The organism is Croceibacter sp., assembly GCF_002716225.1.
In the GTDB taxonomy this organism is placed as follows: Bacteria; Bacteroidota; Bacteroidia; order Flavobacteriales; family Flavobacteriaceae; genus Croceibacter; species Croceibacter atlanticus.
Window position 1 is genome coordinate 189,991 of record NZ_PAZX01000010.1, and the last position, 25,340, is coordinate 215,330.

General features: G+C 34.3%; 22 protein-coding genes. 8 read left to right on the forward strand and 14 right to left on the reverse strand.

The window, feature by feature from the left end; genetic code table 11:
• Window positions 1–3: 3 nt before the first annotated feature.
• Window positions 4–672 (forward strand): 16S rRNA (cytidine(1402)-2'-O)-methyltransferase, encoded by a 669-nt coding sequence (gene rsmI / locus CL818_RS08145; RefSeq protein WP_272972966.1) that lies wholly within the window; start codon window positions 4–6, stop codon window positions 670–672.
• An 18-nt stretch (window positions 673–690) separates the two neighbouring features.
• Here the strand turns inward: rsmI and CL818_RS08150 are convergent, their stop codons facing one another.
• The 3 genes from CL818_RS08150 to CL818_RS08160 all read right to left on the reverse strand — a co-directional run bounded on the left by CL818_RS08150 (window position 691) and on the right by CL818_RS08160 (window position 4,686).
• Entirely contained in the window at window positions 691–2,439 is a 1,749-nt protein-coding gene (locus tag CL818_RS08150) for a M1 family metallopeptidase (RefSeq protein WP_272972965.1), read from the reverse strand.
• An 84-nt stretch (window positions 2,440–2,523) separates the two neighbouring features.
• Entirely contained in the window at window positions 2,524–4,077 is a 1,554-nt protein-coding gene (gene amaB, locus CL818_RS08155) for an L-piperidine-6-carboxylate dehydrogenase (RefSeq protein ID WP_272972964.1), read from the reverse strand.
• Between the two features lie 69 nt (window positions 4,078–4,146).
• Entirely contained in the window at window positions 4,147–4,686 is a 540-nt protein-coding gene (locus tag CL818_RS08160) for a 3-hydroxyanthranilate 3,4-dioxygenase (protein ID WP_272972963.1), read from the reverse strand.
• Between the two features lie 83 nt (window positions 4,687–4,769).
• Between CL818_RS08160 and CL818_RS08165 the strand changes: the two genes are divergently transcribed.
• The 5 genes from CL818_RS08165 (at window position 4,770) to CL818_RS08185 (ending at window position 8,693) form a co-directional block, all read left to right on the forward strand.
• Window positions 4,770–5,648, forward strand: coding sequence for a RimK family alpha-L-glutamate ligase (locus CL818_RS08165; protein ID WP_272972962.1), 879 nt, complete (start codon window positions 4,770–4,772; stop codon window positions 5,646–5,648).
• Window positions 5,649–5,767: 119 nt separating this feature from the next.
• A complete protein-coding gene (locus CL818_RS08170; protein ID WP_272972961.1) occupies window positions 5,768–6,226 on the forward strand; it encodes an ATP-dependent zinc protease family protein in 459 nt (152 codons plus the stop codon).
• Between the two features lie 52 nt (window positions 6,227–6,278).
• Entirely contained in the window at window positions 6,279–7,151 is an 873-nt protein-coding gene (gene rimK / locus CL818_RS08175) for a 30S ribosomal protein S6--L-glutamate ligase (protein ID WP_013186259.1), read from the forward strand.
• The gene (locus CL818_RS08180; protein WP_013186260.1) at window positions 7,151–8,155 is read left to right on the forward strand and encodes a succinylglutamate desuccinylase/aspartoacylase family protein; all 1,005 of its coding nucleotides are present in this window, start codon (window positions 7,151–7,153) and stop codon (window positions 8,153–8,155) included. Before rimK ends, CL818_RS08180 begins: the two co-directional genes overlap by 1 nt.
• On the forward strand, window positions 8,127–8,693 hold the full coding sequence (locus tag CL818_RS08185; protein ID WP_272972960.1) for a 5-formyltetrahydrofolate cyclo-ligase: 567 nt from the start codon (window positions 8,127–8,129) through the stop codon (window positions 8,691–8,693). Before CL818_RS08180 ends, CL818_RS08185 begins: the two co-directional genes overlap by 29 nt.
• Here the strand turns inward: CL818_RS08185 and CL818_RS08190 are convergent.
• The 9 genes from CL818_RS08190 to gdhA form a co-directional block, all read right to left on the reverse strand.
• Window positions 8,690–9,304: a lipoprotein signal peptidase gene (locus tag CL818_RS08190; RefSeq protein ID WP_272972959.1), complete on the reverse strand. Its 615-nt coding sequence runs from the start codon at window positions 9,302–9,304 to the stop codon at window positions 8,690–8,692. The genes CL818_RS08185 and CL818_RS08190 overlap by 4 nt on opposite strands.
• A gap of 86 nt (window positions 9,305–9,390) precedes the next feature.
• Complete coding sequence (locus tag CL818_RS08195) at window positions 9,391–10,035, reverse strand: DUF4097 family beta strand repeat-containing protein (protein WP_272972958.1); 645 nt, start codon at window positions 10,033–10,035, stop codon at window positions 9,391–9,393.
• Between the two features lie 62 nt (window positions 10,036–10,097).
• Window positions 10,098–10,484: a TraR/DksA family transcriptional regulator gene (locus CL818_RS08200; RefSeq protein ID WP_013186264.1), complete on the reverse strand. Its 387-nt coding sequence runs from the start codon at window positions 10,482–10,484 to the stop codon at window positions 10,098–10,100.
• A gap of 6 nt (window positions 10,485–10,490) precedes the next feature.
• Complete coding sequence (ileS, locus tag CL818_RS08205; protein ID WP_272972957.1) at window positions 10,491–13,895, reverse strand: isoleucine--tRNA ligase; 3,405 nt, start codon at window positions 13,893–13,895, stop codon at window positions 10,491–10,493.
• Window positions 13,896–14,042: 147 nt separating this feature from the next.
• Complete coding sequence (locus CL818_RS08210) at window positions 14,043–16,445, reverse strand: TonB-dependent receptor plug domain-containing protein (RefSeq protein WP_272972956.1); 2,403 nt, start codon at window positions 16,443–16,445, stop codon at window positions 14,043–14,045.
• Window positions 16,445–17,161: a DNA repair protein RecO gene (gene recO / locus CL818_RS08215; RefSeq protein WP_272972955.1), complete on the reverse strand. Its 717-nt coding sequence runs from the start codon at window positions 17,159–17,161 to the stop codon at window positions 16,445–16,447. Before recO ends, CL818_RS08210 begins: the two co-directional genes overlap by 1 nt.
• Window positions 17,161–19,446 carry a type IX secretion system anionic LPS delivery protein PorZ gene (gene porZ / locus CL818_RS08220; RefSeq protein ID WP_272972954.1) on the reverse strand — a complete coding sequence of 762 codons (2,286 nt, stop codon included), beginning with the start codon at window positions 19,444–19,446 and terminating at the stop codon, window positions 17,161–17,163. The genes recO and porZ overlap by 1 nt, the downstream gene beginning before the upstream one ends.
• Entirely contained in the window at window positions 19,443–20,765 is a 1,323-nt protein-coding gene (locus tag CL818_RS08225; protein ID WP_272972953.1) for an ArnT family glycosyltransferase, read from the reverse strand. Before CL818_RS08225 ends, porZ begins: the two co-directional genes overlap by 4 nt.
• 79 nt (window positions 20,766–20,844) lie before the next feature.
• Complete coding sequence (gdhA, locus tag CL818_RS08230; RefSeq protein ID WP_272972952.1) at window positions 20,845–22,188, reverse strand: NADP-specific glutamate dehydrogenase; 1,344 nt, start codon at window positions 22,186–22,188, stop codon at window positions 20,845–20,847.
• Window positions 22,189–22,393: 205 nt separating this feature from the next.
• On the opposite strand from gdhA, the gene CL818_RS08235 reads away from it, so the two are divergent.
• Window positions 22,394–23,197, forward strand: coding sequence for a THC0290_0291 family protein (locus tag CL818_RS08235; RefSeq protein WP_272972951.1), 804 nt, complete (start codon window positions 22,394–22,396; stop codon window positions 23,195–23,197).
• A gap of 43 nt (window positions 23,198–23,240) precedes the next feature.
• Here CL818_RS08235 and CL818_RS08240 read toward each other — a convergent pair whose 3' ends face one another.
• The gene (locus tag CL818_RS08240) at window positions 23,241–24,413 is read right to left on the reverse strand and encodes a cystathionine gamma-synthase (RefSeq protein WP_286972634.1); all 1,173 of its coding nucleotides are present in this window, start codon (window positions 24,411–24,413) and stop codon (window positions 23,241–23,243) included.
• Between the two features lie 12 nt (window positions 24,414–24,425).
• Window positions 24,426–24,881 carry a DinB family protein gene (locus CL818_RS08245; protein ID WP_286972636.1) on the reverse strand — a complete coding sequence of 152 codons (456 nt, stop codon included), beginning with the start codon at window positions 24,879–24,881 and terminating at the stop codon, window positions 24,426–24,428.
• 89 nt (window positions 24,882–24,970) lie between these two features.
• Between CL818_RS08245 and CL818_RS08250 the strand changes: the two genes are divergently transcribed.
• A complete protein-coding gene (locus tag CL818_RS08250; protein ID WP_286972638.1) occupies window positions 24,971–25,318 on the forward strand; it encodes an arsenate reductase family protein in 348 nt (115 codons plus the stop codon).
• The last annotated feature ends 22 nt before the right edge of the window (window positions 25,319–25,340 follow it).

Here is a 25,340-nt window from a genome sequence, read left to right on the forward strand (position 1 = left end):
TTTATGAGTAAACTATTTTTGGTACCTACACCAATAGGAAACTTAGATGATATGACTTTTAGGGCAATACAAACCCTAAAGGATGTAGATTTTATTTTAGCTGAAGACACTCGCACTAGTGGCAAACTCCTAAAACATTTTGAAGTTTCTACTCCTATGCACTCACACCATATGCATAACGAACATAAAAGCGTTGTAGGCGTTGTTAAGCGAATACAATCTGGAGAAACTTGTGCATTAATTTCAGATGCTGGAACACCTGCTATTAGCGATCCTGGATTTTTATTAACACGTGCCTGTATTGAAGCTAATCTAGATGTAGAGTGCCTTCCTGGAGCAACTGCATTTGTACCAGCATTGGTAAATAGTGGGTTACCAAATGACAAGTTTGTATTCGAAGGGTTTTTACCCGTTAAAAAAGGAAGGCAGACACGACTTAAACTTCTAGCTGAAGAAACTAGAACAATGGTTTTTTATGAGTCTCCACACAAGTTGGTAAAAACACTTGGAAACTTTGCTGAATATTTTGGTGCAGACAGACCCGTTTCTGTATCTCGTGAATTAAGCAAACTTTACGAAGAAACCATTAGAGGAACTGCGACTGAAGTACTTAAACATTTTGAAGAGAAAGCACCTAAAGGTGAAATAGTAATTGTAGTTGCCGGCAAGTAACTCAAGACTTTCTTAGCCTTAAAGTTTTTCAGACTCTATATAAAAGTCTTTTTTAATAACCACTTTCTTTATAGTTTCTGGAAAGGTTTCTGTAGTCCACTCTTCTGTTGGAACTATCCATTTTTCATTTCCATTTACAGAAATTGTTATAGGCATGTCAAAACCTTTAACAACGTTAGCATACCTAAAAGACATTTTACTGCCATCTACTTTATATTCTAATTTAGGAATTTTAGTGGTTCTTAAATACTGATCCCAAAACTGGGTTAGATTTATTCCTGTTTCTTCACTCAAATAATTTTCTAACTGCTCAGAAGAGATTGTTTGGTGATAAAACTCTTTATTAAGACCTCTTAAAATATCTCTCCATTTTGCATCGTCATCAACCAATTGTCTTAACGTGTGCAGTGTATTTGCACCTTTATAATACATATCTCCACTACCTTCGTGATGAACATTATAAGTTCCAATTAATGGTCTGTCGTTTCTTATGGATCTTCGGGTACCTATAACATATTCAGATGCTGCCTCTTCACCGTAATAATAGTCTAAAAACAAACTTTCAGAATATGCTGTAAAAGATTCATGTATCCACATATCTGCCACATCTATATGTGTTATATTATTTGCAAACCACTCGTGACCAGCTTCGTGAATTATAATAAAGTCAAACTTTAAACCCCAACCTGTGCCACTTAAATCGCTTCCTAAATAACCATTTTTATACTTGTTGCCATAAGTAACGCTACTTTGGTGCTCCATTCCTAAATAAGGAACTTCAACTAATTTAAAACTGTCTTCGTAAAATGGATAAGGGCCAAACCAATGCTCAAAAGCTTCCATCATTTTCGGTGCTTGCTTAAACTGAGATTTTGCTTTTTCCAAATTTTCACTCAAGACCCAATAGTCCATATCTAAAGGTCCTTTTTCACCATCATAGGCTTCAGAAAAATTAACGTAATCTCCAATATTTATATTTACACCGTAATTATTTATAGGATTAACAACTTGCCAATACCAGGTTTTTGTATTACCGTTATCTTCGGTTTTTACTAACCGACCATTACCTACTACTGTTAATTCTGCTGGTGCTGTAAATGCCATTGTCATACCGTTGTCTGGCTCATCATACGCATGATCTTTGTTAGGCCACCAGATACTAGCGCCAATTCCTTGGTTTGATGTAGCAATAAATGGTTTGCCATTACCATCTTTTTTCCAAGAAAAACCACCATCCCAAGGTGCATTTTTAGCTTCTTGAGGTTTACCAGAAAATGTGAGAACAATATTATAGTCTTCCCCTATTTCCTGCTTTTCTTGTAATGTGATAAAATGTGCTGCTCCTTCTGAAACTACTTTTAAAGGCGTTCCGTTTTGCTCTACCTTATCTAAAGACATTGGTGACTGTAAATCTATCTGTAAAACATTTCCTTCTGAAAGTACTGTATAGGTTAACGTATTAATTCCGCTTATAGATTTACTTACTGGAAATACCTCAACATTTAAATCGTAGTGTTTTAAATCCCACCACGCACGTTCTTCAGTTATACTACCTCGTAACGTATCTTGTCTTGTAAACTCTTGTGCAGAGAGTGTTAAATTCACTAATAAAAATACAATCACCCACATTCTATTTACAGTAAACCCTAATATCATAACTCTAGCCTTTAATTTTGAAATGACTACAAATATAATGCTTAGTGATAGGATATCTATAAAAGAATGTTTTTCTGCAGTAACTATTATTAAGAATATAAAAAACCTCATAAACTTAAAAGCTTATGAGGTTTAGTATTTGTAATTACTCTTTAATCGTAATAAACCTTAAAGAGCATATTGTTTGTACAACAATTACAGATCAAACTTAATACCTTGTGCTAAAGGAAGTTCTGTTGTGTAGTTAATTGTATTAGTTTGGCGACGCATGTATACTTTCCAAGCATCACTACCACTTTCGCGGCCACCACCAGTTTCTTTCTCTCCACCAAAGGCTCCACCTATTTCTGCTCCAGATGTTCCAATATTTACATTTGCAATACCACAATCACTACCTGCTACAGATAAGAAGTGTTCTGCTTCACGTAAATTATTTGTCATAATTGCAGAAGACAAACCTTGGTTTACACTGTTTTGTAAATCGATAGCATTTTCAATATCACCAGAATATTTTGTTAAATATAACACTGGCGCAAAAGTTTCGTGTTGTACGATTTCAAAGTCATTTTGAGCTTCAGCTATAGCTGGTTTTACGTAGCAACCACTTTCGTAACCTTCACCTTCTAAAACACCACCTTCAACAATAATTTTTCCGCCTTCTTCTACTACGCGCTCAAGTGCTTTGTTGTAGTTAGCCACTGCATCTTTATCTATAAGTGGACCAACGTGATTAGTTTCATCTAAAGGATTTCCAATCTTTAATTGTCCATAAGCATCGACAATAGCTTTCTTCACCTTATCATACATAGAATCGTGAATAATAAGACGACGTGTAGATGTACAACGCTGTCCTGCTGTTCCTACTGCGCCAAACACAGCACCAATTACAGTCATTTTAATATCTGCATCTGGTGTTACGATAATTGCATTGTTACCACCTAATTCTAATAAAGATTTCCCTAAACGTTCTCCTACTTTAGATGCTACAATTTTACCCATTCTAGTAGATCCTGTAGCAGAAATTAATGGCACACGTTTATCTGTAGTCATAAATTCACCAACCTTATAATCTCCATTAATTAAGCAAGAGATACCTTCTGGTAAACCATTTTCTTTAAATACACGTTGTGCAATGTTTTGACAAGCTACACCTGTTAATGGTGTTTTTTCTGAAGGTTTCCAAATACATACATCTCCACAAACCCAAGCTAAAGCAGTATTCCAAGCCCAAACAGCTACTGGAAAATTAAATGCAGAGATAATACCAACTACTCCTAATGGGTGGTATTGTTCATACATACGGTGTCCTGGACGCTCACTATGCATTGTTAAACCGTGCAATTGTCTGGAAAGTCCTACTGCAAAATCACAGATATCGATCATTTCCTGAACTTCTCCCAATCCTTCTTGGTAAGATTTTCCCATTTCATAAGATACTAACTTACCTAATGGTTCTTTAAGACGACGTAGCTCCTCATTAAATTGTCTTACAACTTCACCACGTTGTGGAGCTGGCATTTTACGCCAAGTTTTAAATGCGCTTGATGCTGTTGTAACAACTTTTTCGTAGTCGTCTTTAGTTGTTGTTTTTACTTTAGCTATTAATTGTCCGTCTACTGGAGAGTAGGAAGAGATTTCTTCACCAGAAGAAAACCAATCTGATCCTGTAGATGTGCCATTATTAACTTCATTTATGCCTAATTGCTTTAAAGCTTCGTCTATTCCGAATTCAGTTGCTACTGCGCTCATTTAGTCTATTGTTTTAAGTTGTTTTCACAAAAATAGGTAAATAGAATTGGGCTGAAAAACTTATGCAACTTATTCAGTTGCAACAAATCGTTCATCAACAGGCATAACAGTTCCGCAGTTGTCACAAGTACGTTTTTCTTTACTGCCATAAAATTCCTTAAAGTGTTTTAAAAAATCTTTTTCAATATCATTTAAAGGGAATTTTACTTCATAAAGTTTGTTATTGCAGTTATCGCAATACCACAATAAACCATCATCTACATTAAGCTTTTTACGCTTTCTCTCTACAACCAAACCAATTGAATTTTCATGACGCACTGGTGAGTGAGGTACACCTGCTGGATGTAAATACATATCTCCAGGTCCAAGTCTCATTGTTTTTTTCTCGCCATCTTCTTGAATATGCACTTCAATATGACCCTCTAACTGATAAAAAAGTTCTTCTGTTTCATTGTAATGATAATCTTTTCGAGCATTAGGTCCGGCAACAATCATCACTATGTAATCTTCTGCATCTTTATATAAATTCTTATTACCAACTGGTGGCTTTAGGTGTTCTCTATGTTCTTCAACCCACTTATTTAAGTTGAATGGTTTTGCTATTGCCATAACGTATTTTCTATATTATTTTACTATCACTAAAGATACAAAACTTTCCACGCGTTTTAAGAAAATACTATATTGCAAGCTCTATGAATATAGCCATACTTTCGCGTAGCGAGCACTTATACTCTACCAAAAGCTTGCTGAAAGCTGGAAGATCTAGAGGTCACGATATGGAAGTTATAGATCCTTTGGCTTGTAACTTAACTATTGAAAGTGGTAAGGCTGTACTAAGGTATTATGATGAGATAGTTAATGATCTGGATGCCGTTATTCCACGCATTGGCTCATCACAAACTGCAACTGGTGTTTCTGTAGTACGACAATTTGAAGCTTTACAAGTTTTTTCCACTGTTTCCTCTCAAGCAATCCTTAACTCTAGAGATAAATGGACATGTTTTCAACTTTTGGTAAGACAACAAATACCAACTCCAAAAACTGTTATTGGTAATTTTTATGGTGATGCCGAAGGATTATTAAATCAGTTTCCTGACGGGCCAATCATAATTAAACTTCTTGAAGGTACCCATGGAAATGGCGTTATATTAGCCGAAGGCCGAAAACATGCGTTAACTACTATTGAAACACTTGAATCCTTAAATGCCCGTTTTGTATTGCAGGAGTTTATTGAAGAATCTAAAGGCGCAGACCTTAGGGTTATCGTGGTAGATGGCATGGTGGTTGCCGCAATGAAACGCCAATGTGCTAAAGGAGATTTTAGAAGTAATTTACATAGAGGCGGCACTGCAAAAAGTGTTTCACTCTCAAAAGCCGAAGAACAGGTTGCGATTAAAACGGCTAAGACTTTAGGTTTAGGGGTTTGTGGTGTAGATATTTTACAGTCTAAAAATGGCCCTATGGTCTTAGAGGTAAACTCCACACCTGGTTTAGAAGGTATAGAAAAGACAACACAAAAAAGTGTTTCTAAATCTATAATAAGCTATATTGAAAGACATTATAAACTTTAAAGTTTTCTCTTCTCTTTAGTAATTAAACTTTGTATTTAATTTTTGGCGCTACTAAATATCCCATTGCTATCTTGTAACTTTGCAGCTTTGGTTTTAAATTTTATTACCTTGCAAATACTATGGACAAAAAGGTTATAGGACGTGTAGACGTGGTTAATTTCCCTAAGTTAAATCTTAATGAAATATCTATTAAAATAGATACTGGCGCTTACACCTCTAGCATACATTGCAAGGATATAGAAGAAGTTGATGGTGTTTTAAAATGTAAGTTTTTAGATGACACTCACCCAAACTATAATGGTAAAAAATTTAGCTTTACCAATTACGATGTAGTATATGTAAGAAGTAGCAACGGCCAGGTAGATGTAAGATATAGTATAGACTCTAACATTAAGATTTTTAATAAAGTTTATAAGATATCATTATCACTTAGTAGTAGAGATGATATGCGCTATCCTGTTCTTATTGGTAGAAAATTTTTAACCAAAAAGTTTATAGTAGACACAGAGTTTTCAAACCTCTCTTTTGAAGCAACTTCCCAAGAAAACACTAAAGATGTTTCTTCAGAAATTTTATAACCTTTAATTTAACGAAGCACTCAAAATTAAAGGCTTCAATTATATTGATCTTATGAATATCAAAATTTTATCTAGAAATGCTAACCTTTATTCAACACAGCGTTTAATTGAAGCATGTAAAAAAAGAAAGCACGATGTAGAGGTTATAGATCCTTTAAAGTGTGATCTTATTATTGAAAAGAGAAAACCAACTATTGTATATAAAGGTCGTGTATTAGAACACGTAGATGCTGTAATACCTCGAGTAGGTGCCTCTATCACATTTTACGGTACAGCTGTTGTACGCCAATTTGAGATGATGGGTGCTTTTACTACTACAGAATCTCAAGCTTTAGTAAGAAGTAGAGACAAACTAAGAAGTTTACAGTTGCTTACCAAAGCAAGGTTAGGTATGCCAAAAACTGTCTTTAGCAATTACTCTAAAGACGTTTCGCAAATTATTAGTCATGTTGGTGGCGCTCCAGTTATTATTAAAGTACTAGAAGGCACACAAGGATTAGGTGTGGTTTTAGCTGAAACTGAAAAGGCGGCAGAATCTGTTTTAGAAGCATTTAATGGCTTACAAGCTCGTGTTATTGTACAAGAATTTATAAAGGAGGCAAAAGGAGCAGACATTAGAGCATTTGTGGTAGATGGACAAGTTGTTGGTGCAATGAAACGTCAAGGTAAAGAAGGAGAATTTAGAAGCAACCTGCACCGTGGAGGATCTGCAAGCATTATTGAATTAACAGACGAAGAAGAGATTGCAGCAATTAAAGCCGTAAAAGTTATGGGGTTAGGTGTTGCAGGTGTAGATATGCTACAAAGTGAGCGTGGCCCATTGATACTTGAGGTAAACTCATCTCCAGGATTAGAAGGTATTGAAACAGCAACTGGAAAAGACATTGCAAAATCAATTGTTCGTTATATAGAAAAGAACATATAATGGCTCATATAGACGATCAAAACGTACTTTACATTTTTGACCAAACTATTTTACCAGGAGCAAAAGCTACCATTAATTTTAATATGGCTAAGCTTTACACTACAACCAATGTAGATGTGCCTATAATTATTGAGCGCTCTAAAGTTCCTGGCCCAACAGTACTTATAACTGGTGGTATACATGGTGATGAAGTAAATGGTGTCGAAATAGTAAGGCAACTAATATCTAAAGGCATTAATAAACCTAAAATAGGGACTATTATATGTGTTCCTGTTTTAAACGTCTTCGGATTTTTAAATATGAATCGTGAATTTCCAGATGGTCGCGACCTTAATAGAGTATTTCCAGGCTTTAAGAATGGTAGTTTAGCAAGTAGACTTGCTTACCAATTCACAAAAAATATTTTACCTGTTGCTAATTATTGTTTAGACTTTCACACTGGTGGTGCAAGTCGATTTAATGCACCACAGATTAGAGTGAAAAAAGGAGATGCAGAAGCTTTAGATTTTGCTAAGGTATTTAACGCGCCTTTCACTATGTATTCTAAAACAATCCCAAAATCTTACAGAGAAACTTGCGGAAAACTAAATATTCCTATATTACTTTTTGAAGGCGGAAAATCTCAGGATAACGATAAAACCATTGCGAAATATGGTGTTGATGGATCTATGAGAATCTTAAATCACCTAGGTATGTTAGATGATAAATTTAGTGTGCCAGACGTAAATGCTCCTACAGTAATTATAGACTCTAGCACATGGATAAGAGCTAAATATAGTGGTTTGCTACACACAAAAATAGAATGTGGTAAACACGTAGAAAAAGGAGAATATATTGCCACAATAACAGACCCATATGGTCAATTTAGACATAAGGTTAAAACTAATAATGAAGGGTATATTATTAATGTAAATCAATCTCCTATGGTATATCAAGGAGATGCCATTTTTCATATTTCAACTTCAAGTCAATCTAATGAAGAAGCAGAAGGCGAGGACAACTAATAAACTACGTAGGCAAAACCTAAGTGTAGAAACTCGTGAAGAATTAAGCATGAGAATTGCAAATAAAGCATTGCAACTTCCTATCTGGGAACATTCTTTTTATCACATTTTCCTAGCAATTGAAACACAAGCCGAAATTAATACAGAATACCTGCTACATATTTTAAATGGTAAGGACAAACAAGTAGTAATACCTAAAACAGACTTTAAAACAAGAGCTATGAAAAGCATCTTGTTATTGGACAATACACGGTTAAAGTTAAACGCCTACAATATACCAGAACCATTAGATGGTATTGAAATCACTTCTACACAAATAGATGTTGTATTTATACCTTTATTAGCTTTTGACAAAACAGGGCAACGCGCAGGTTATGGTAAAGGGTTTTATGATGCCTTTTTAGCACTATGTAAACCTGAAACCATTAAAATTGGATTAAGTTTTTTTGAAGTTGAAGAAGAATCCTTTGAAGATGTCTTAAACACAGACATACCTCTAGATTATTGTGTAACACCAGAAAAGGTGTATTCTTTTTAAGCTTCTTCCTCTTCTGTTTTAGGAAATGCTTTCTTATTGAAGATTAATAACATTACAACCCCTATAAATATTACAGAATCTGCAATATTAAAAACAGGCTCAAAGAATCTAAAATACTCACCACCCCAAAATGGCACCCATTCTGGTAAGTAACCTTGGTATAAAGGAAAGTAAAGCATATCTACTACTTTACCATGAAATAACGAAGAATAACCTCCTTCTTCCGGTAGGAAAGTAGCCACTTGATGCAAGCTGTCATTAAAAATAATCCCGTAAAATACAGAGTCTAAAATGTTTCCTAAAGCACCAGCAAATATTAATGCTATTGAAGCTATTAAAACTTTAGAACCATTTTTCTTTACACTATCCCACAACCAATATCCTATACCAGCAATAGCAACTATTCTAAATAAGGTAAGAATTAACTTTCCGTAGTTACCTGGCAACTCGAAACCCCAAGCCATTCCAGGATTTTCTATGAACCTAATTTTAAACCAACTTAATACAGCTACCTCATCACCTAGTATAAAATTAGTTTTAATGTAAATCTTAGAAATTTGGTCTATTAATAAAACCACTAGTATAAGTAAGGATGCTTTCTTTAAAGACATAAATTGTTTCTTATTATCAAAATAGTGTAAATACGCTGCTATAATAAAATTGAACGCACTTTAACGGGAGCAAAAATAAGCTTTTTTTATTGAGATTTTGTGATGGTAATATTGCCATCTATAGTTTTAAGCTTTAAGAGTTGTTGTCCTGTATAATCTAGGTTATTTGTAAGTGTACCGTGCCTGGATTCTGCTTCTACTCTTGATGGGCTTGTTGCTACTGCAATATTTCCGTTATAGGTGTTAACCAATAAATTACCATTAAAATTATTGAGGACACATTGTCCTGATTTTAATTCTAATTGTAAGTACTCAAAACTACCTTCTCCAAACACTGAGGCTACATTGCTTTGTATTTGTACAGATAAATTTTCTGGCACTTCAAGAATAACTTCCATAGCCAATACTTTGTGAGCGCTTAGCTTATCATAACCACTTGTAAGTATTTGTGGATATTTTGACGTTACTTTTAAAATTTCTCCAGTAAGTTCTGTAATTAAAGATATGTTTTGATAGTATTCACCTTCAGAGGTTGTTTTAATTGTTACAAACGGTGTCTTCGCTGTTTTTAATGTGATTTTGAAAACCTCATTACTTTCTACCAAGATGGTTGTTATACCATTTGCATCAATTTGTTGTTCTGTTTGTTTTTGAGCAAAACTATTATGTTGAACAAGAATTGCGAAAAAACAACAGACTGTAAAATAAATTTTAATACTACGTATCATCATTTTATAACATCAAAAAACGCCCCAAATAGGAGCGTTTTTAAAAATTATCTTTTAATAAACAACTACTGTTGCATATTTTTAGCCTCTATACTTAAAGTAGCATGTGGCACAAGTTTAAGACGCTCAGGATTTATTAGTTTTCCTGTTACACGACAAATACCGTACGTTTTGTTTTCTATACGTACTATTGCATTCCTAAGATCACGTATAAATTTTTCTTGTCTTCTAGCTAACTGTGCGTTGCTTTCCTTACTCATTGTTTCACTACCTTCATCAAATGCCTTAAATGTTGGCGCAGTATCTTCTGTGCCATTACCACTTAAGTTATTGTATGCTTCTTCATACATTTTAAGTTGATGTTCTGCAGATTCAATTTTTTCTAATATAATAGCTCTAAATTCTTCTAAGTGCTTATCGCTATATCTTTCTTTTACATCTGTTTGTGCCATAATGATTTAGTTTTTATCTATAAATAGCTTAGTAGTTACATCATCAAACTCAACTACTGTACCATTATCTAACTCTTCTACAAGATCGAGACTTGTAGCTAGAGTTTCGTTTTTAATATACTCCATATTGTCTGTTACGGCAGTCTCGATTTTGCCGTCTTTTTGTATTTTAATAGCAATGGTGTCTGAGACCTCATAGCCACTATCTTTACGTAGGTTTTGAATACGATTGACAAACTCTCTTGCAATTCCTTCTTTTCTAAGATCTTCAGAAATTGTCACGTCTAACGCTACCGTGATTCCAGAGTTGTTTGCAACTAGCCAACCTTCAATGTCTTGAGAGGTGATTTCGACATCTTCGAGGGTCAATTTAGTTAAATTCCCATTAACATCAATACTGATTTCGCCTTCTTGCTCAATTTTTGTGATTTCTTTAGCATTCATCTCTGATATTGCTGAAGCCACAAAGCGCATGTCTTTTCCAAAACGTGGACCAAGAACTTTAAAGTTAGGCTTAATCTGCTTTACAAGAATATCGCTTGCATCATCTAAAAGCTCTATAGTCTTAACGTTAACCTCTGTTTTTATAAGGTCTGCTACTGCTAAAATCTCGCTACGCTGTTGGTCGTTTAATACAGGTATCATAATACGCTGTAACGGCTGGCGTACTCTTATTTGTTCTTTTCTTCGTAATGAAAGTACTAAAGAAGACACTATTTGTGCCTTTTTCATTTTACTCTCTAAACTTTTGTCAATGACCGTTTCATCTGCTATCGGAAATTCGGCCAAATGTACACTTTCAAACGGTTCCTTATTTGAAGCCATTATTAAGTCTCTGTAAAGTTTGTCCATAAAAAATGGAGAGACTGGAGCTCCGAGTTTAGATACGGTTAACAAACACTCAAAAAGTGTTTGATATGCTGATATTTTATCTGTTTCATAATCGCCTTTCCAGTAACGCCTTCTGCTTAATCTTACAAACCAGTTACTAAGGTTTTCTTGTACAAACTCAGATATTGCTCTAGTTGCTCGTGTGGCATCATAATCATTATAATATGAGTCTACATCTTTAATAAGTGAATGTAACTCAGATAATATCCAACGATCTATTTCTGGGCGTTGCTCTAAAGGAATAGGGTTTTCATCATATGTAAAGCCATCTAGGTTTGCATACAGACTAAAGAATGAATAGGTGTTGTAAAGCGTTCCAAAGAATTTGCGTCTTACTTCTTCTATACCTTCAATATCAAACTTTAGGTTATCCCAAGGATTGGCATTGCTTATCATGTACCATCTTGTTGCATCTGGTCCATAAACAGAAAGTGTTTCAAAAGGATCCACAGCATTTCCTAAACGCTTAGACATTTTTTGACCATTCTTGTCTAAAACTAATCCATTAGAAACTACATTTTTGTATGCAACATCATCAAAAATCATTGTTGCAATTGCGTGCAAGGTGTAAAACCATCCTCTTGTTTGGTCTACGCCTTCTGCAATAAAATCTGCTTTACGCCACGTGGTCTCAACAAGTCTTTTATTCTCGAATGGATAGTGAAACTGTGCATATGGCATACTACCACTATCAAACCAAACATCAATTAAATCTGCTTCACGACGCATTGGTTCTCCTTTAGAAGATACCAAGATAATTTGGTCTACTATATTTTTATGTAAGTCTATCTTATCATAATTTTCTTCGGAGTTATCTCCTACTACAAATTCTTCAAAAATATCTTTCTCCATTATGCCTGCTTCAACAGACTTTTTCATTTCAATTTTAAGGTCTTCAACAGAGCCTATCATTAACTCTTCCTTACCATCTTCTGTTCTCCAAATTGGCAGTGGAATTCCCCAATAGCGAGATCTAGACAAGTTCCAGTCATTAGCATTTGCTAACCAATTTCCAAAACGGCCTTCTCCTGTTGCTTTAGGTTTCCAGTTAATTGTTGTGTTAAGCTCGTGCATACGATCTTTAACATCTGTTACTTTTATAAACCAAGAATCTAACGGATAGTACAAGATTGGCTTATCTGTACGCCAGCAGTTTGGATAACTGTGCACATATTTCTCTACGTGAAATGCTCTATTTTCTTCCTTTAGCTTTATGGCTAATTCAACATCTACAGATTTCTCAGGTGCTTGCCCTTCATCATAGTATTCATTTTTCACATATTTACCAGCAAACTCACCCATATGTTTCGTGAATTTTCCTTGTAAATTGACTAGTGGCACAAGGTTGTCATTATCATCTTTTACTAATAACGGTGGTATTTGCGGTGATGCCTGCTTAGCTACCAAAGCATCATCTGCACCAAAAGTTGGTGCTGTGTGCACTATTCCTGTACCGTCTTCTGTTGTTACAAAATCTCCAGAAATTACTCTAAATGCATCTTGAGGGTTTTCGTACGGCTTAGCATAAGATAATAGTTGCTCATAGCGTATACCTACTAAATCTTTTCCTTTATGTTCTGAAACTATTAAGTAAGGTATCTTTTTGTCGCCTTCTTTATAGGCTAAAAGTTCTTCTTCTGTTTCAACAGCGCTAAAACGCTTGTTAAATTGTTTAGTTACTAACTTTTTAGCTACAATTACTGTAATTGGCTCAAAAGTATATTGGTTATATGATTTTACAACCACATAATCTATCTTAGGTCCAACTGTTAATGCTGTATTACTTGGTAGTGTCCAAGGTGTTGTTGTCCAAGCTAAGAAGAATAAATTGTCTTTATATGCCTTTAGCTCTTCGGGCAATGTTGAAGCATCTGCTTTAAATTGTGCCACTACAGTAGTATCAGACACATCTTGATATGTTCCTGGTTGGTTAAGCTCATGAGAGCTTAAACCTGTTCCTGCTTTTGGAGAATAAGGTTGTATGGTATAGCCTTTATAAAGCAAACCTTTGCTATAAATTTGAGACAACAACCACCAAACGGTTTCCATGTATTTAGACTTGTACGTAACATATGGATCTTCCATATCTACCCAATAGCCCATTTTTTCGGTAAGGTCATTCCAAACATCTGTATATCTCATTACTGCTTTCTTACAAGCTTTATTGTAATCTTCTACAGAGATTTTAGTACCAATATCTTCTTTAGTAATGCCCAGTTCTTTTTCTACTCCAAGTTCAATTGGTAAGCCGTGAGTATCCCAACCTGCTTTACGCTTAACTTGAAAACCTTTCATACTCTTGTAACGAGGAAAAATATCCTTGATACTACGTGCTAATACGTGATGAACTCCAGGCAAACCATTTGCAGATGGTGGTCCTTCAAAAAAGATAAAGGGCTTATTGTCATCTTTAGAGCTGATAGATTTTTCGAAAATCTTGTTTTCTTTCCAGTAGTCAAGAATTTCTGATGCTATTTTAGGCAGGTCAAGTCCTTTGTATTCAGTGAACTTCGTACTCATTACTGTGCATTTTCTAATGAAGTGCGAAAGTAATGAATTTTTGGGTAAAAATTGGGGTCTTTAGTCTCTGTAAACATTGTAGTTACTTCACACTAAAGCGTTTTTATAATTTGAAAAAACTTGAGTTAAGATTTTTAAATTCTTTTATTAAAAATCATAGCTTAAGGCAAGTATAAGATTTCGTCCTGCCGCTGCTATTCCAGAAGAGTAAGTTCTGTATCTCTGGTCTGTTATATTTTCTACAGTTGCTGTTGCTTTTAGGTTATCTAAAACATCGTATTGAGCTGTAAAATTTAAGGTGTACCAAGATGGCGAATATGGATTTCCATTCTCATCAATTGCATATAAATATGGTTTATCCTGCTCACTTGGTGCTAATTCTTCAAAACTAAATTCTCCATTATATTCTGCAAATGCATCTAAAGTAATTTTGTTTTTACTGAATTTAAAGTGTGTATTTCCAAAAACTGGAGCCGCGTGTCTCAAAGGTGCTTCTGTACCATCATCTAATTCTTGTGTGCCTTCTGTAATGTTTATTTGAGATGTAAGCTGAAGGTTTTTATTGAAATTTACTTCTGTACCTGCTTCGAAGCCATATACTTTTCCACTTGCTGCATTTTGTATGGCTTGTACTTGGCTAGGTTCTCCTTGGTAATCTATGGTAGACTCTCCATTTAATGTAAAATCTCTTCTAACTAATGCATTATTTAAAAGCGTATAAAAACCACCTATATCAAACTTTACATTATTATTAAAGTTTAGTGTAAATCCTATTTCTGTATTATATGCATATTCTGGATCTAAATCTGGATTTGGTACTACTACAGAACCTGGTTCACTATCAAAAACCTTCCCTACATCGTCTATATTAGGAGCCCTAAATGCGGTTGAAAATCCTAATTTTGTTCCAAATAATTCTGTTGGTTGCCAAGATAATCCCGCACTACCTGTAAGTGCACCTGTGTTAATATCTGCTTTGTCGAATGGGAAATCGTAAAAACGGTCATTAAATGTTGCGTTAACAATCACTTGATTATATCTGGCACCAGTTGTTAATGTTAAGTCTTCTTTCAATGACCATTGTGCGCTTGCATAAGCAGCTGCAGATTGCCAAGTAGAGCCATCTGGGTATCTTGAGGCATCTTCAACAGATTCGTTTGTATTTATATTTGTTTGTTTTCCGAAGGAGCTTACTTTATTATGAACATACTCTAAACCATAAAACACCTTATGCTTCCCTAGTGATTTTGTAAAATCTAGATTGGTAGAATAGGCATTTACAACTTCATCTGTTTCAAAACGTATATTTTCACCAAAATTTCTATCATTTCTACTTTCTTCAAATTTTTGGTAAGCTAGCGTAAGATTAGCTTCATCATAAAATAATGTAGATTGCGTTTGCCTTATATCTAAATTTGTAGACAGCCAAGATTGAGGTCCATAATACCACTCTGCTGCTCTAAACTCTCCTTCACTCTTACGTATTAACCTATCATATCTTGGGTAGTCTGAGGTTTCAGAATAGCTTATTCCTAAATTAAAATCCCATTTTGTATTAGGAGAAAACCTAGCTTTTTGCATAAGATAAATTTGATTAAAACCTGTCTCTACCTGCACTTTAGGATCATCATTAAGCACAACCAGGTCTTCTCCGTTTTGAGTAGTTTGATAGTCTGGTCTTAAATACTCATCTGGACCGTGACTCCCCATTTTTAAATCGTCAAAATCACTATAACTTACACTAGTTAAGAACGCCCATTTTTCTTTTCCAAAATTTATATCTACGTGGCCTGTTTTTTCAGCATTTGCAGTAGCATATCTCACCAATGCATTTCCAGAAGTTTTTAGATTAGCATCATTAGAAAACTTAGGTTTTTTAGAATAAAAATTCATGACACCACCAACAGCGTCACTACCATAAACTACAGAGCCAGGTCCTAAAATAACCTCTGTGTTCTCTACAGCTAATGGGTCTATAGAAATAATATTCTGTACATTTCCTCCTCTAAATATTGCCGTATTAAACCGAACACCATCTACAGTTATAAGCAACCTATTTGTTGAAAATCCTCTAATAATTGGACTACCACCACCAAGTTGACTCTTTTGAACAAAGACCTGACCAGTACTCTCAAGTAAATCTGCTGAAGTTTGAGGGTTTGCAGCTATAATATCCTTAGCTTTAATACTTACTATTTTTTGAGAGACTTCTTTTTCTTTCTGAGAAAATTTAGACACAGACATTACAACTTCATCTAATGCGTTTTCTGAAGCTTCTAAATAAATCGTATTTCCTTCTTTTAAAATACTTGCTTTAGTGGTTTTAAACACTTTATGAGCAAGGTGCTTAAAGATTATAGTTTCAGTTAGTGTAAATGATTTGAGACTAACACTACCGTTAAAATCTGTTACACTACTTTTTGATTTATCTAGATTAAAAACAGCCACATTAAATAATGGGTCTTCTGTATCTTCAGACAACACTATAACTTCTTGTGCTTTTAAAGTACATACACACAGTAAACATAAGCTTAGTATAAGTAGACGCATTAGGAGTAAATTTCTTTTAAAACCGTTAAGGATTTCGGTTTTCTGAAGCCTTGCAAATGCAGCTCATAATAAAGAAGCAACATAGACAACATACCCGAACGGTTGGTTTGGTTTAGTTTTAGTTCTTCTAAACCATCAAAATTTATGCCTAATAACAGTTCTAAAGTATCTTTATGAATTCCAGAAATACAATATGAATTGGTTGAAACTCCTTGGAACGTACCATCTAACAAATTGAAAAATGATGCATTTTTGTTAGTTCCTTCTGGGTAAAATCCTAAAAACAAGCTTAGTTTGACTAAAAATAACAAGTGAAAGTTTGATGAATTATACTTATCAAACCATAAAAAAGCGGTTTCTAGAAAGCTAAATAACTCTGGATTTTTTTCCTCTTCTTGTATTGCATTCCTTAGTAATTCTGCCAAAAACATGATGACAGTTGACTTTAATAAGTCTGTGTGAAGTGTTTGATATGTTGCTAAGATTTTAGCATCTCTTAGTGTTTCAAGAGTTCCTTTATCTTTATGTTTTGCTACGACTTCCAGCAATGTTAATGGCTGAAATTGTGAAGCCCTAAATTTACCTCGCTTACTTTTTAAAATTCCTCTTAGAAGATAAGATTTTAAACCACTACTTTCTGTGAAGAGTTTTACAATAAGGTCTGCTTCTCCATACTTTATTGCACTTATAACTATTGCTTTTGTAGTTACGAGCATTAGCGAATAATCATAAGTTTATGCACCTTAGTTTCCAGCGCATCTTCTGCAGTAATTAAAATTAAATAAACGCCAGAAGCTACTCTATGTCTTCCAAATGCTGTAGTATCCCACTCAATACTTCCACCTACAGAAGTATCTTCATAAACAAGATTTCCAGTAATGTCTGTTATTTTAACATTAGCTCTTGCTGTAAGACCATCTATAACCACTACGCCATTAAAGTTTGGTCTTACTGGGTTAGGGTAAGCTCTAACATTTTCTAAATTATCTTGAGGGCTAGTTGCTGTAGCATTATAAGCCAAAAGACCATTTGGAGTACCAATATATACTCTACCAGAAGCTTCATCTATACGTATATCTGTAATAATATTTGATGGTAATGGTGAGTTTTCTTTTGTAAACCTTAATAAGGTTTCTTGTCCATTTGGTGATAAGTAAAAAACACCAGATTGTGCTGTACCTATCCATTTATTGTTTGCGCCATCAACTTCAATAGATGTTACAAACTGACTAAATAACAATTCTTGTGGCACACCATTCTCTTCAATAATAATAGGCTCTACAGTTACATTATCTTCTGTAAAGATACTTTGTGGATTAAAAAGAACTCGCAGGCCTGTTAAAGACCCTATCCACAGTCTTCCATTTTGATCAAACTCTAAAGCTCTAATATCATTATCTGGTAAGCCAGCTCCGCCAACATCATCTTTTAATTGTGTAACTATTCCTGTAGAAGGCTGGTAGCCTACTAAACCTTGTGTTTGTGATCCTATGTATAAATTATCATTTCTATCTATTACTATTTTACCTAACAAACCATCTCCTAAGGTTGGAATGTTATCTATCAAATCATCAATAGGCATAATAACATCACTGTCTTGTTCCTTTTTATATAAAGCAATATCTGTAAATCCTTGAGCTAAATACAGAGTACCTTCTGAGTTAAATGCCGTACCATTAACACGGCTCCCATCTGTACCATTAGGAATAAAATCGAAAATTGCAGAATTATTTCCTGTAAAAAATTGCGTTGGCACTTCATTATTCACTTCTAAAAGCCCATCGCCAAAAGAGCTAAAAAAGACTTGTTCGGAGTTAAATGGGTTTGAGGTAACTTCAATAATATCTAAAGCACCCATTAAACTGTCATAAGGAATATTTCGCCATTCATCTTCTACCAAATGACTTATACCTCTATCGCTTCTAGGGTAAGGGTTATAAAATATGTTATGCTCACCAAAAGTAACCCACAGCTCATTGTCTAAAGCTTCCATATTAAATATGCTGTTTAATAATGGTCCGTCTGGACTTATAACTACAAATTCTGGAGATAACGTTGTGCTTGTTGCAATTAAGCCAACCTCATCATGACCAATAAAAAACTCGCCATTTACCACAGTAGTTGCCACATAGTTCTGTGAAATATCCTGAAGCGTTGTTATGGCATTTAAAATGTTTAAATTTTCATCATAAACCCTTACAAAGCTTTGGGTTGTTAGTATTAGTTCGTTTTCATTATTTACACGCAAATCTCTAGCTCTTATTCCTAAAGATTCTTCAAACACTAAATTGGTTCCTTCTATACGGTGTAAGCTTCCGTTATTTTGAGCAGCATAGACTTGGCTTCCTACTACCTGTACTGCATCAAAACTAGATGTTGTTATGCCTTGCCACTCTTCAAAATCTATAAGATCTTCACTAGTGACATCTGCATATCTTATACCTCCTGAAAACGTTGCAGCATATATTGTTTCGCCACGAACTGTTGTTTGTTTTACTTGTAATTCTTCTCCATTATCTCCTATCCTATATGTGTCTCCAAATTCTAAGTTAGGAAGATTATATAGGACAATTCCAAAGTCTGTTGATACATAGATATTATCTTCAAACTCCATAAAATGATTAATACGTTTATCTAATGGTGAAATTGAAACTTCTTCTATAATACCTCCTACCGAAGTAACCTCTGTACTATTATCATTTATAACTTCAATTAACCCATTTTCATAACCAATAATTAAGGATTCGTATGTTTCTGAATAATGTATTGCAGTAATAAGCTCTCCAGATAATCCGTTAACAGAAGATACAGTTCTTACAGAATCTGTTGGTATATCATAAATAAGTATTGCGTTCTCTGCTGCTGCATAAATCTTATTGTTTCCATTACTAACATCTTTAATGTTGTAGTAGGAATAAAACTCTGTCCAATTCTCTGAGAAATCCTGAGCAATTAATGACATTGGCAGAACCAGCACTAACAATTTAAAAACTAACTTCATTTCTTTTTTCTAATAAGCTGTGTAAGCCTTACACTATAACTTGCAAGGACAATTATTATTGCAGGTAAATAAGGAAACGAAAACCTGTAATTATCTGAATATATGATAGCAGCCTGTAATATAGACCCTAAAATTACCAACGCAAAAATAAAGGATAACAAATGTACAGATATACGTTTTCTTAAAACACCTTTAATAAAACTCCATAAGAACAGCCCTACAAATAAAATTTTACCAAAAACAATAAGCGGTCTTTGCAAAAACCAAATGCTTTTATACACTATTACCACTGCAGGATTACTGATATGAGACTGATCCCAATATAATTTTACTCCCCAAAAAAGTTTCCAGGATAAAAACACTTGCTTAATATAATCCTTTGGGTTGGCTATAATTGTTGCCTTAGACATATTAGCAAGCTCATTAGAAAGATCATAAAAATTATAACCTGTAGCTTTCATCATAGGTTGATATGCGTCCCAAATTGAATAATATGTATACCCTAACTGTTCTTTATCTTTCTCTATTTGTTCTACATAAATATCCCTTACAGTTACATAATCATCGGGTGCTTTATGTATAAAGTTAACTGTTTGTTGTGCTAGGTTGTACCCAAAATAGCTACTTAACGTTGCGTATCCTGTATTTTGTTTATTTAAAAACGCCCAACTTCCTACTGCTAAAAGTGTTGGTATTGTAATAATTAAAATAGGCTTAATGATTTTAAATTGTAATTGACTCCAAAGTGCTATTCCTAAAAAGAGGATAATAATTGGCAGGATGTAAATGAAAAATGGCTTTGTCATTACCAGCAACAATATTGACACTGAGAGAATTCCAAAATGACTTGGTTTAAACTTTCTCTTTATAATATGAAGTTGTAAGATATAAAGTATCGCAGTTAGCAGAAATGCTGAAAAAGTTTCTGTAAGAATTCCTTTTTCAAAAAAAACAACATGCAATAAACACGAATATAAAATAGCAGCACCTATGGCTACTCCCTTATGAAGGGCAATACTTCTTAAAAGCCAATACATAAATAAACTGGTGCAAATACCTAGAAGATGTTGAATTAAAACAACTAAGCATAAATTTTGAAAGCCTAGAAGAATAAGCATTGAATAACCTGGTGTTCTGTAACCTTCGTATCCTATTAGATTAGCCTCAAGCAAGCGCTTTGCTAAATCTAAATAGTTTTCCGAATCATTAAATAGTGTTGTATTGGGGTAGAAAATAAACGTAATGAGTCTCACTACAACTGCAAAAGCAATAATAGATAGTTCAGGGTTTTTAAAAACAAATTTTGTAATCCTATTCACTATAGTTTAATATAGTCTAAAAATAAAAAAAAGCCATCTACAAAACTGTAAATGGCTTTTAAATAAATTATTTGTTTGTTTATACAGCGCCTTGAGCTAGCATTGCATCTGCTACTTTTACAAAACCTGCAATATTTGCACCTTTCACGTAGTCTACATAGCCACCTTCTTCGCTACCGTATTTTACACATTGGTCATGAATGTTGTTCATGATCTCATGTAATTTTTTGTCTACTTCTTCTGCTGTCCAGCTATAACGCATAGAGTTTTGAGACATTTCTAATCCAGATGTTGCTACACCACCAGCGTTAGACGCTTTTCCTGGAGAGAATAATATCTTAGCATCTTGAAAAACAGTTACAGCTTCTGGAGTACAAGGCATATTAGCACCTTCACCAACTAGCATACATCCATTCTTAACTAATGTCTTAGCATCGCTTTCCTCTAACTCGTTTTGAGTAGCACAAGGCAAGGCAACATCACAAGCTACAGACCAAGGTGTCTTACCTTCAAAGTATTCTGCATTAGTGTATTTATCTAAATATTCTTTAATACGACCTCTTTTTTCATTCTTAAGCTCCATTACAAACTCAAGTTTTTCTTGGTCTATACCATCATTATCTAAGATATACCCTGAAGAATCTGAAAGTGTTACAACCTTTCCTCCAAACTCAATAACCTTTTCTGCAGCAAATTGAGCCACGTTACCAGATCCAGAAATAACAACTGTTTTATCTTCAAAAGAATCTCCTTTTGTTTTAAGCATATTTTGCGCAAAGTATACGTTACCGTAACCTGTAGCTTCAGGACGCATTAAAGAACCACCATACTCACGGCCTTTTCCTGTTAATACACCTGTAAATTCGTTTCTTAGTCTTTTGTACTGTCCGTACATAAAGCCTATTTCTCTTCCGCCTACACCAATATCTCCTGCAGGAACATCTGTATCTGCACCAATATGACGTTGTAGCTCTGTCATAAAGCTTTGGCAAAAACGCATAACTTCATTATCAGATTTTCCTTTAGGGTCAAAATCTGAACCTCCTTTACCACCACCCATTGGTAATGTTGTAAGAGAGTTTTTAAATGTTTGCTCAAAAGCCAAAAACTTAAGTACGCTTAAGTTAACTGTTGGGTGAAAACGTAAACCACCTTTATATGGACCGATAGCAGAATTCATCTGAATTCTGAATCCTCTATTCATTTGTATTTTACCGTTATCATCTAACCAAGTTACACGGAACATGATAATACGTTCTGCCTCAGTCATACGCTCTAATAAACGTTTATTCTGATATTTTTTATTTTCTTTTATAAAAGGGATGACAGTTTCTGCAACTTCATGAACTGCTTGCATGAATTCTGGCTCATTAGCATTTCTTAGAGAAACTCTGTCTAAAAATTCTTTTACTTCTTGTTCCATAATTAAAGTATTGTTTCGGTTTGCGAAAACGTTTGAAATAAATAAAGTGCAAATATAATGGTTATATAAAAAAGGGCGTTTAATTTTGTGATATTCCTATTATTTTTTAAGAATTTTTTATTCTTAACTTTTAAAACACACACCTTTCTATTTTGTTAAGTAACTATTTATATATTTGTTTTGTCTCAAAACTAAACCTACTAAAATGAAAATCAAGGATATTTTACTTGGTTTGGCCCTTCTTTTAGTGTCATTACAAACCACAAACGCACAACTTGGGTTTTCTCAAGAAATAGGTGTTGCAGTTGGTCCTGTTGCCTTCTTCTCAGATTTTGGACAGCGTTATGACATACAAACAAATACTCACAATTCTGGATTAGGAATTGGCTTATTACATTACATAAATTTTGCATATCGCGCAGATTGCAATTGCTATACAAGAGACAAGTATTTTAATGACCACTTTAAACTTAGAACTGAAGCAGATTACCACGCTACTAACCTAGATTTTTTTGGTGATGATGCAGAAAGCAACACATTTCAAGGTGCTAAATTAAGAGCTCAGCACGGTAAAGCAAAAGTTTTTGAAATAGGATCAAGTTTAGAATATTGGCCACTAAGCATTAGGTCTTTTCAAGCAAACGGTTATAGGCTAGCACCCTTTATAAGTGCTGGTGTACATTATGTTTACTACACACCAGAAGTATATTCAGATTTAGGTCCTTTAGGCTCACCAAGCACAACATTTAATTCTTTTTTACCAGACCCTACTGTAGGCAGAGAAGCTAGTATTGTTCCAGAAGACAGCTCTACTTATGCTATAGTTGGTGGTCTTGGAGCACGTTATAAACTTGGACCTTTAAGCGATCTTATTTTTGAAGGACGATGGCATTATTATGGCTCAGATTGGGTTGAAGGTTTTTCTCCACAACAACCAGGAAACCCAGATAACAGAGCTAATGACTGGATTTTTTGGATTCGTTTTGGATACATTTATTATCTCGAATAAGCATATTTAATTAATTTAAATAACATCTTATTAATTTAATTTTTTATCCTAATGCTTGCTTAAGATCTGCTAGTAAATCTGATTCGTCTTCTATACCTACACTTAATCGTATAAGAGAATCTACAATACCCATATTTAAACGGTCTTCTTTAGGGACACTTGCGTGTGTCATACTTGCCGGATGTCCTGCAAGACTTTCTACTCCACCAAGAGATTCTGCTAATGTAAATACTTTTAAGTTTTCTAAAATCTGAATTGCAGACTCCCAAGATCCTTCTTTAGTTGAAAAAGATACCATGCCTCCAAAATCTTTCATTTGTGCTTTAGCAATTATATGGTTAGGATGCTCTTGAAATCCTGGCCAATATACCTTTTCAACCTTTGGGTGACTTTTTAGAAAATGAGCTACAGCTTTTCCATTCTCACAATGTCTTTGCATTCTTACGTGTAAAGTTTTAATGCCTCGTAAAGCTAAAAATGCATCTTGCGGACCACATATTGCACCACTAGAGTTTTGTATAAAGTAAAGTTTATCTGCTAGTGCCTTATCATTTACAATTANAGCTCCCATTACCAAATCACTATGACCACCAATGNATTTAGTAACAGAATGCATTACTATATCTGCNCCTAAATCTAATGGTNNTTGAAGGTAAGGTGTCGCAAACGTATTGTCCACAGCTAGAANAAGTTTATGTTTAGACGAGATTTGAGAAACTGNTTTTATGTCTATAATATTCATCATAGGGTTTGTTGGCGTTTCTATCCAAATCATTTTAGTGTGGTCATTAATATGCTCAACAATATCTTGAGCATTTTCCATATCNACAAAATGAAACTTTATACCAAACTTCTGGAATATCGATGTAAACAAACGGTAAGAACCNCCATANAGATTATTTGTAGTTACAACCTCATCGCCAGGCTCAAGNAACTTTAATACAGCATCGACCGCAGCCAAGCCAGAGCCGAAAGCTAATCCATACTTTCCGTTTTCTAAACTTGCTAAACTTTGCTCTAAAGAGGATCGTGTTGGATTGGCGCTTCTAGAATACTCATACCCTTTATGACCGCCAGGTGTAGTCTGCTTATAAGTAGAAGTCTGGTAAATAGGCGTCATTACAGACCCGAATGCTGGGTCTATATCGTGTTGTCCTCCGTGAATTGCTTTTGTATTAAATTTCATTGTATTGTTTTTAACTGTTTGCGTAAACACTTAGATTAATCTTTACACAAACTTTTTTAAAGACATAATTACTCCTANATGTAAACCTTCGTGATAATTATTAAACTGTAAGGCGTCTGTAACATTGGTTAGCGTGTTTCCTAACATTACCGGATANTCATTATAAGTTTGAAAACGGCCTGCACTTATATCTAATTCTGTTTGTTCTATAGTGTATAATAGTTGCTCTTTTATAATTGANACATCCTTTTCAGAAACATCTCCCATTGGCTTTGTGCCTTTTGTATATGCTTTTACAAAGTCTTTTTCAATTTTAAAGTTGAGGTTAGACAATCCATAAACCAGACCTTGCTGCACAGAAATTACGTGAGCTAAATTCCAAATAATGTTGTTATTGAATGCTTCTGGAATATAATTAAGTTGTGCTACAGAAAGTGGTTCTATGATTTTCAACATGGCTTTTCTATTGCGGTATGTAAGATCTAAAATAGCGTTCATAGGTATTATTATAAAAATTCTAACATATCAAAAATACCATTTCAAATTGGGAAAAGATACCTTTGTAAAATCATAAAAATAACCACGTTATGAAAAAAATATATTATCTATCTACGTGTGACACCTGTAAGCGTATAATGAAAGAATTAAACCTTCCTTCTTCNTTTATNAAACAGGATATAAAAACACAGGGTTTAAGCGAGCAAGATGTAGAGGAAATGCAAAATCTTGCCGGAAGTTATGAAGCGCTTTTTAGTAAAAGAGCACAACTTTATAAACAACGTAATCTTAAAGATGAAGATCTTATAGAAGATGATTTTAGAGATCTTATTCTTGAACACTATACCTTTTTAAAACGGCCTGTGATTATTAATAACGATCAAATTTTTATTGGTAACAGTAAGAAAGTTATTGAAGCAGCTAAAGAAAGTTTATAATTTTTTTTGAATAGCTTAGTCT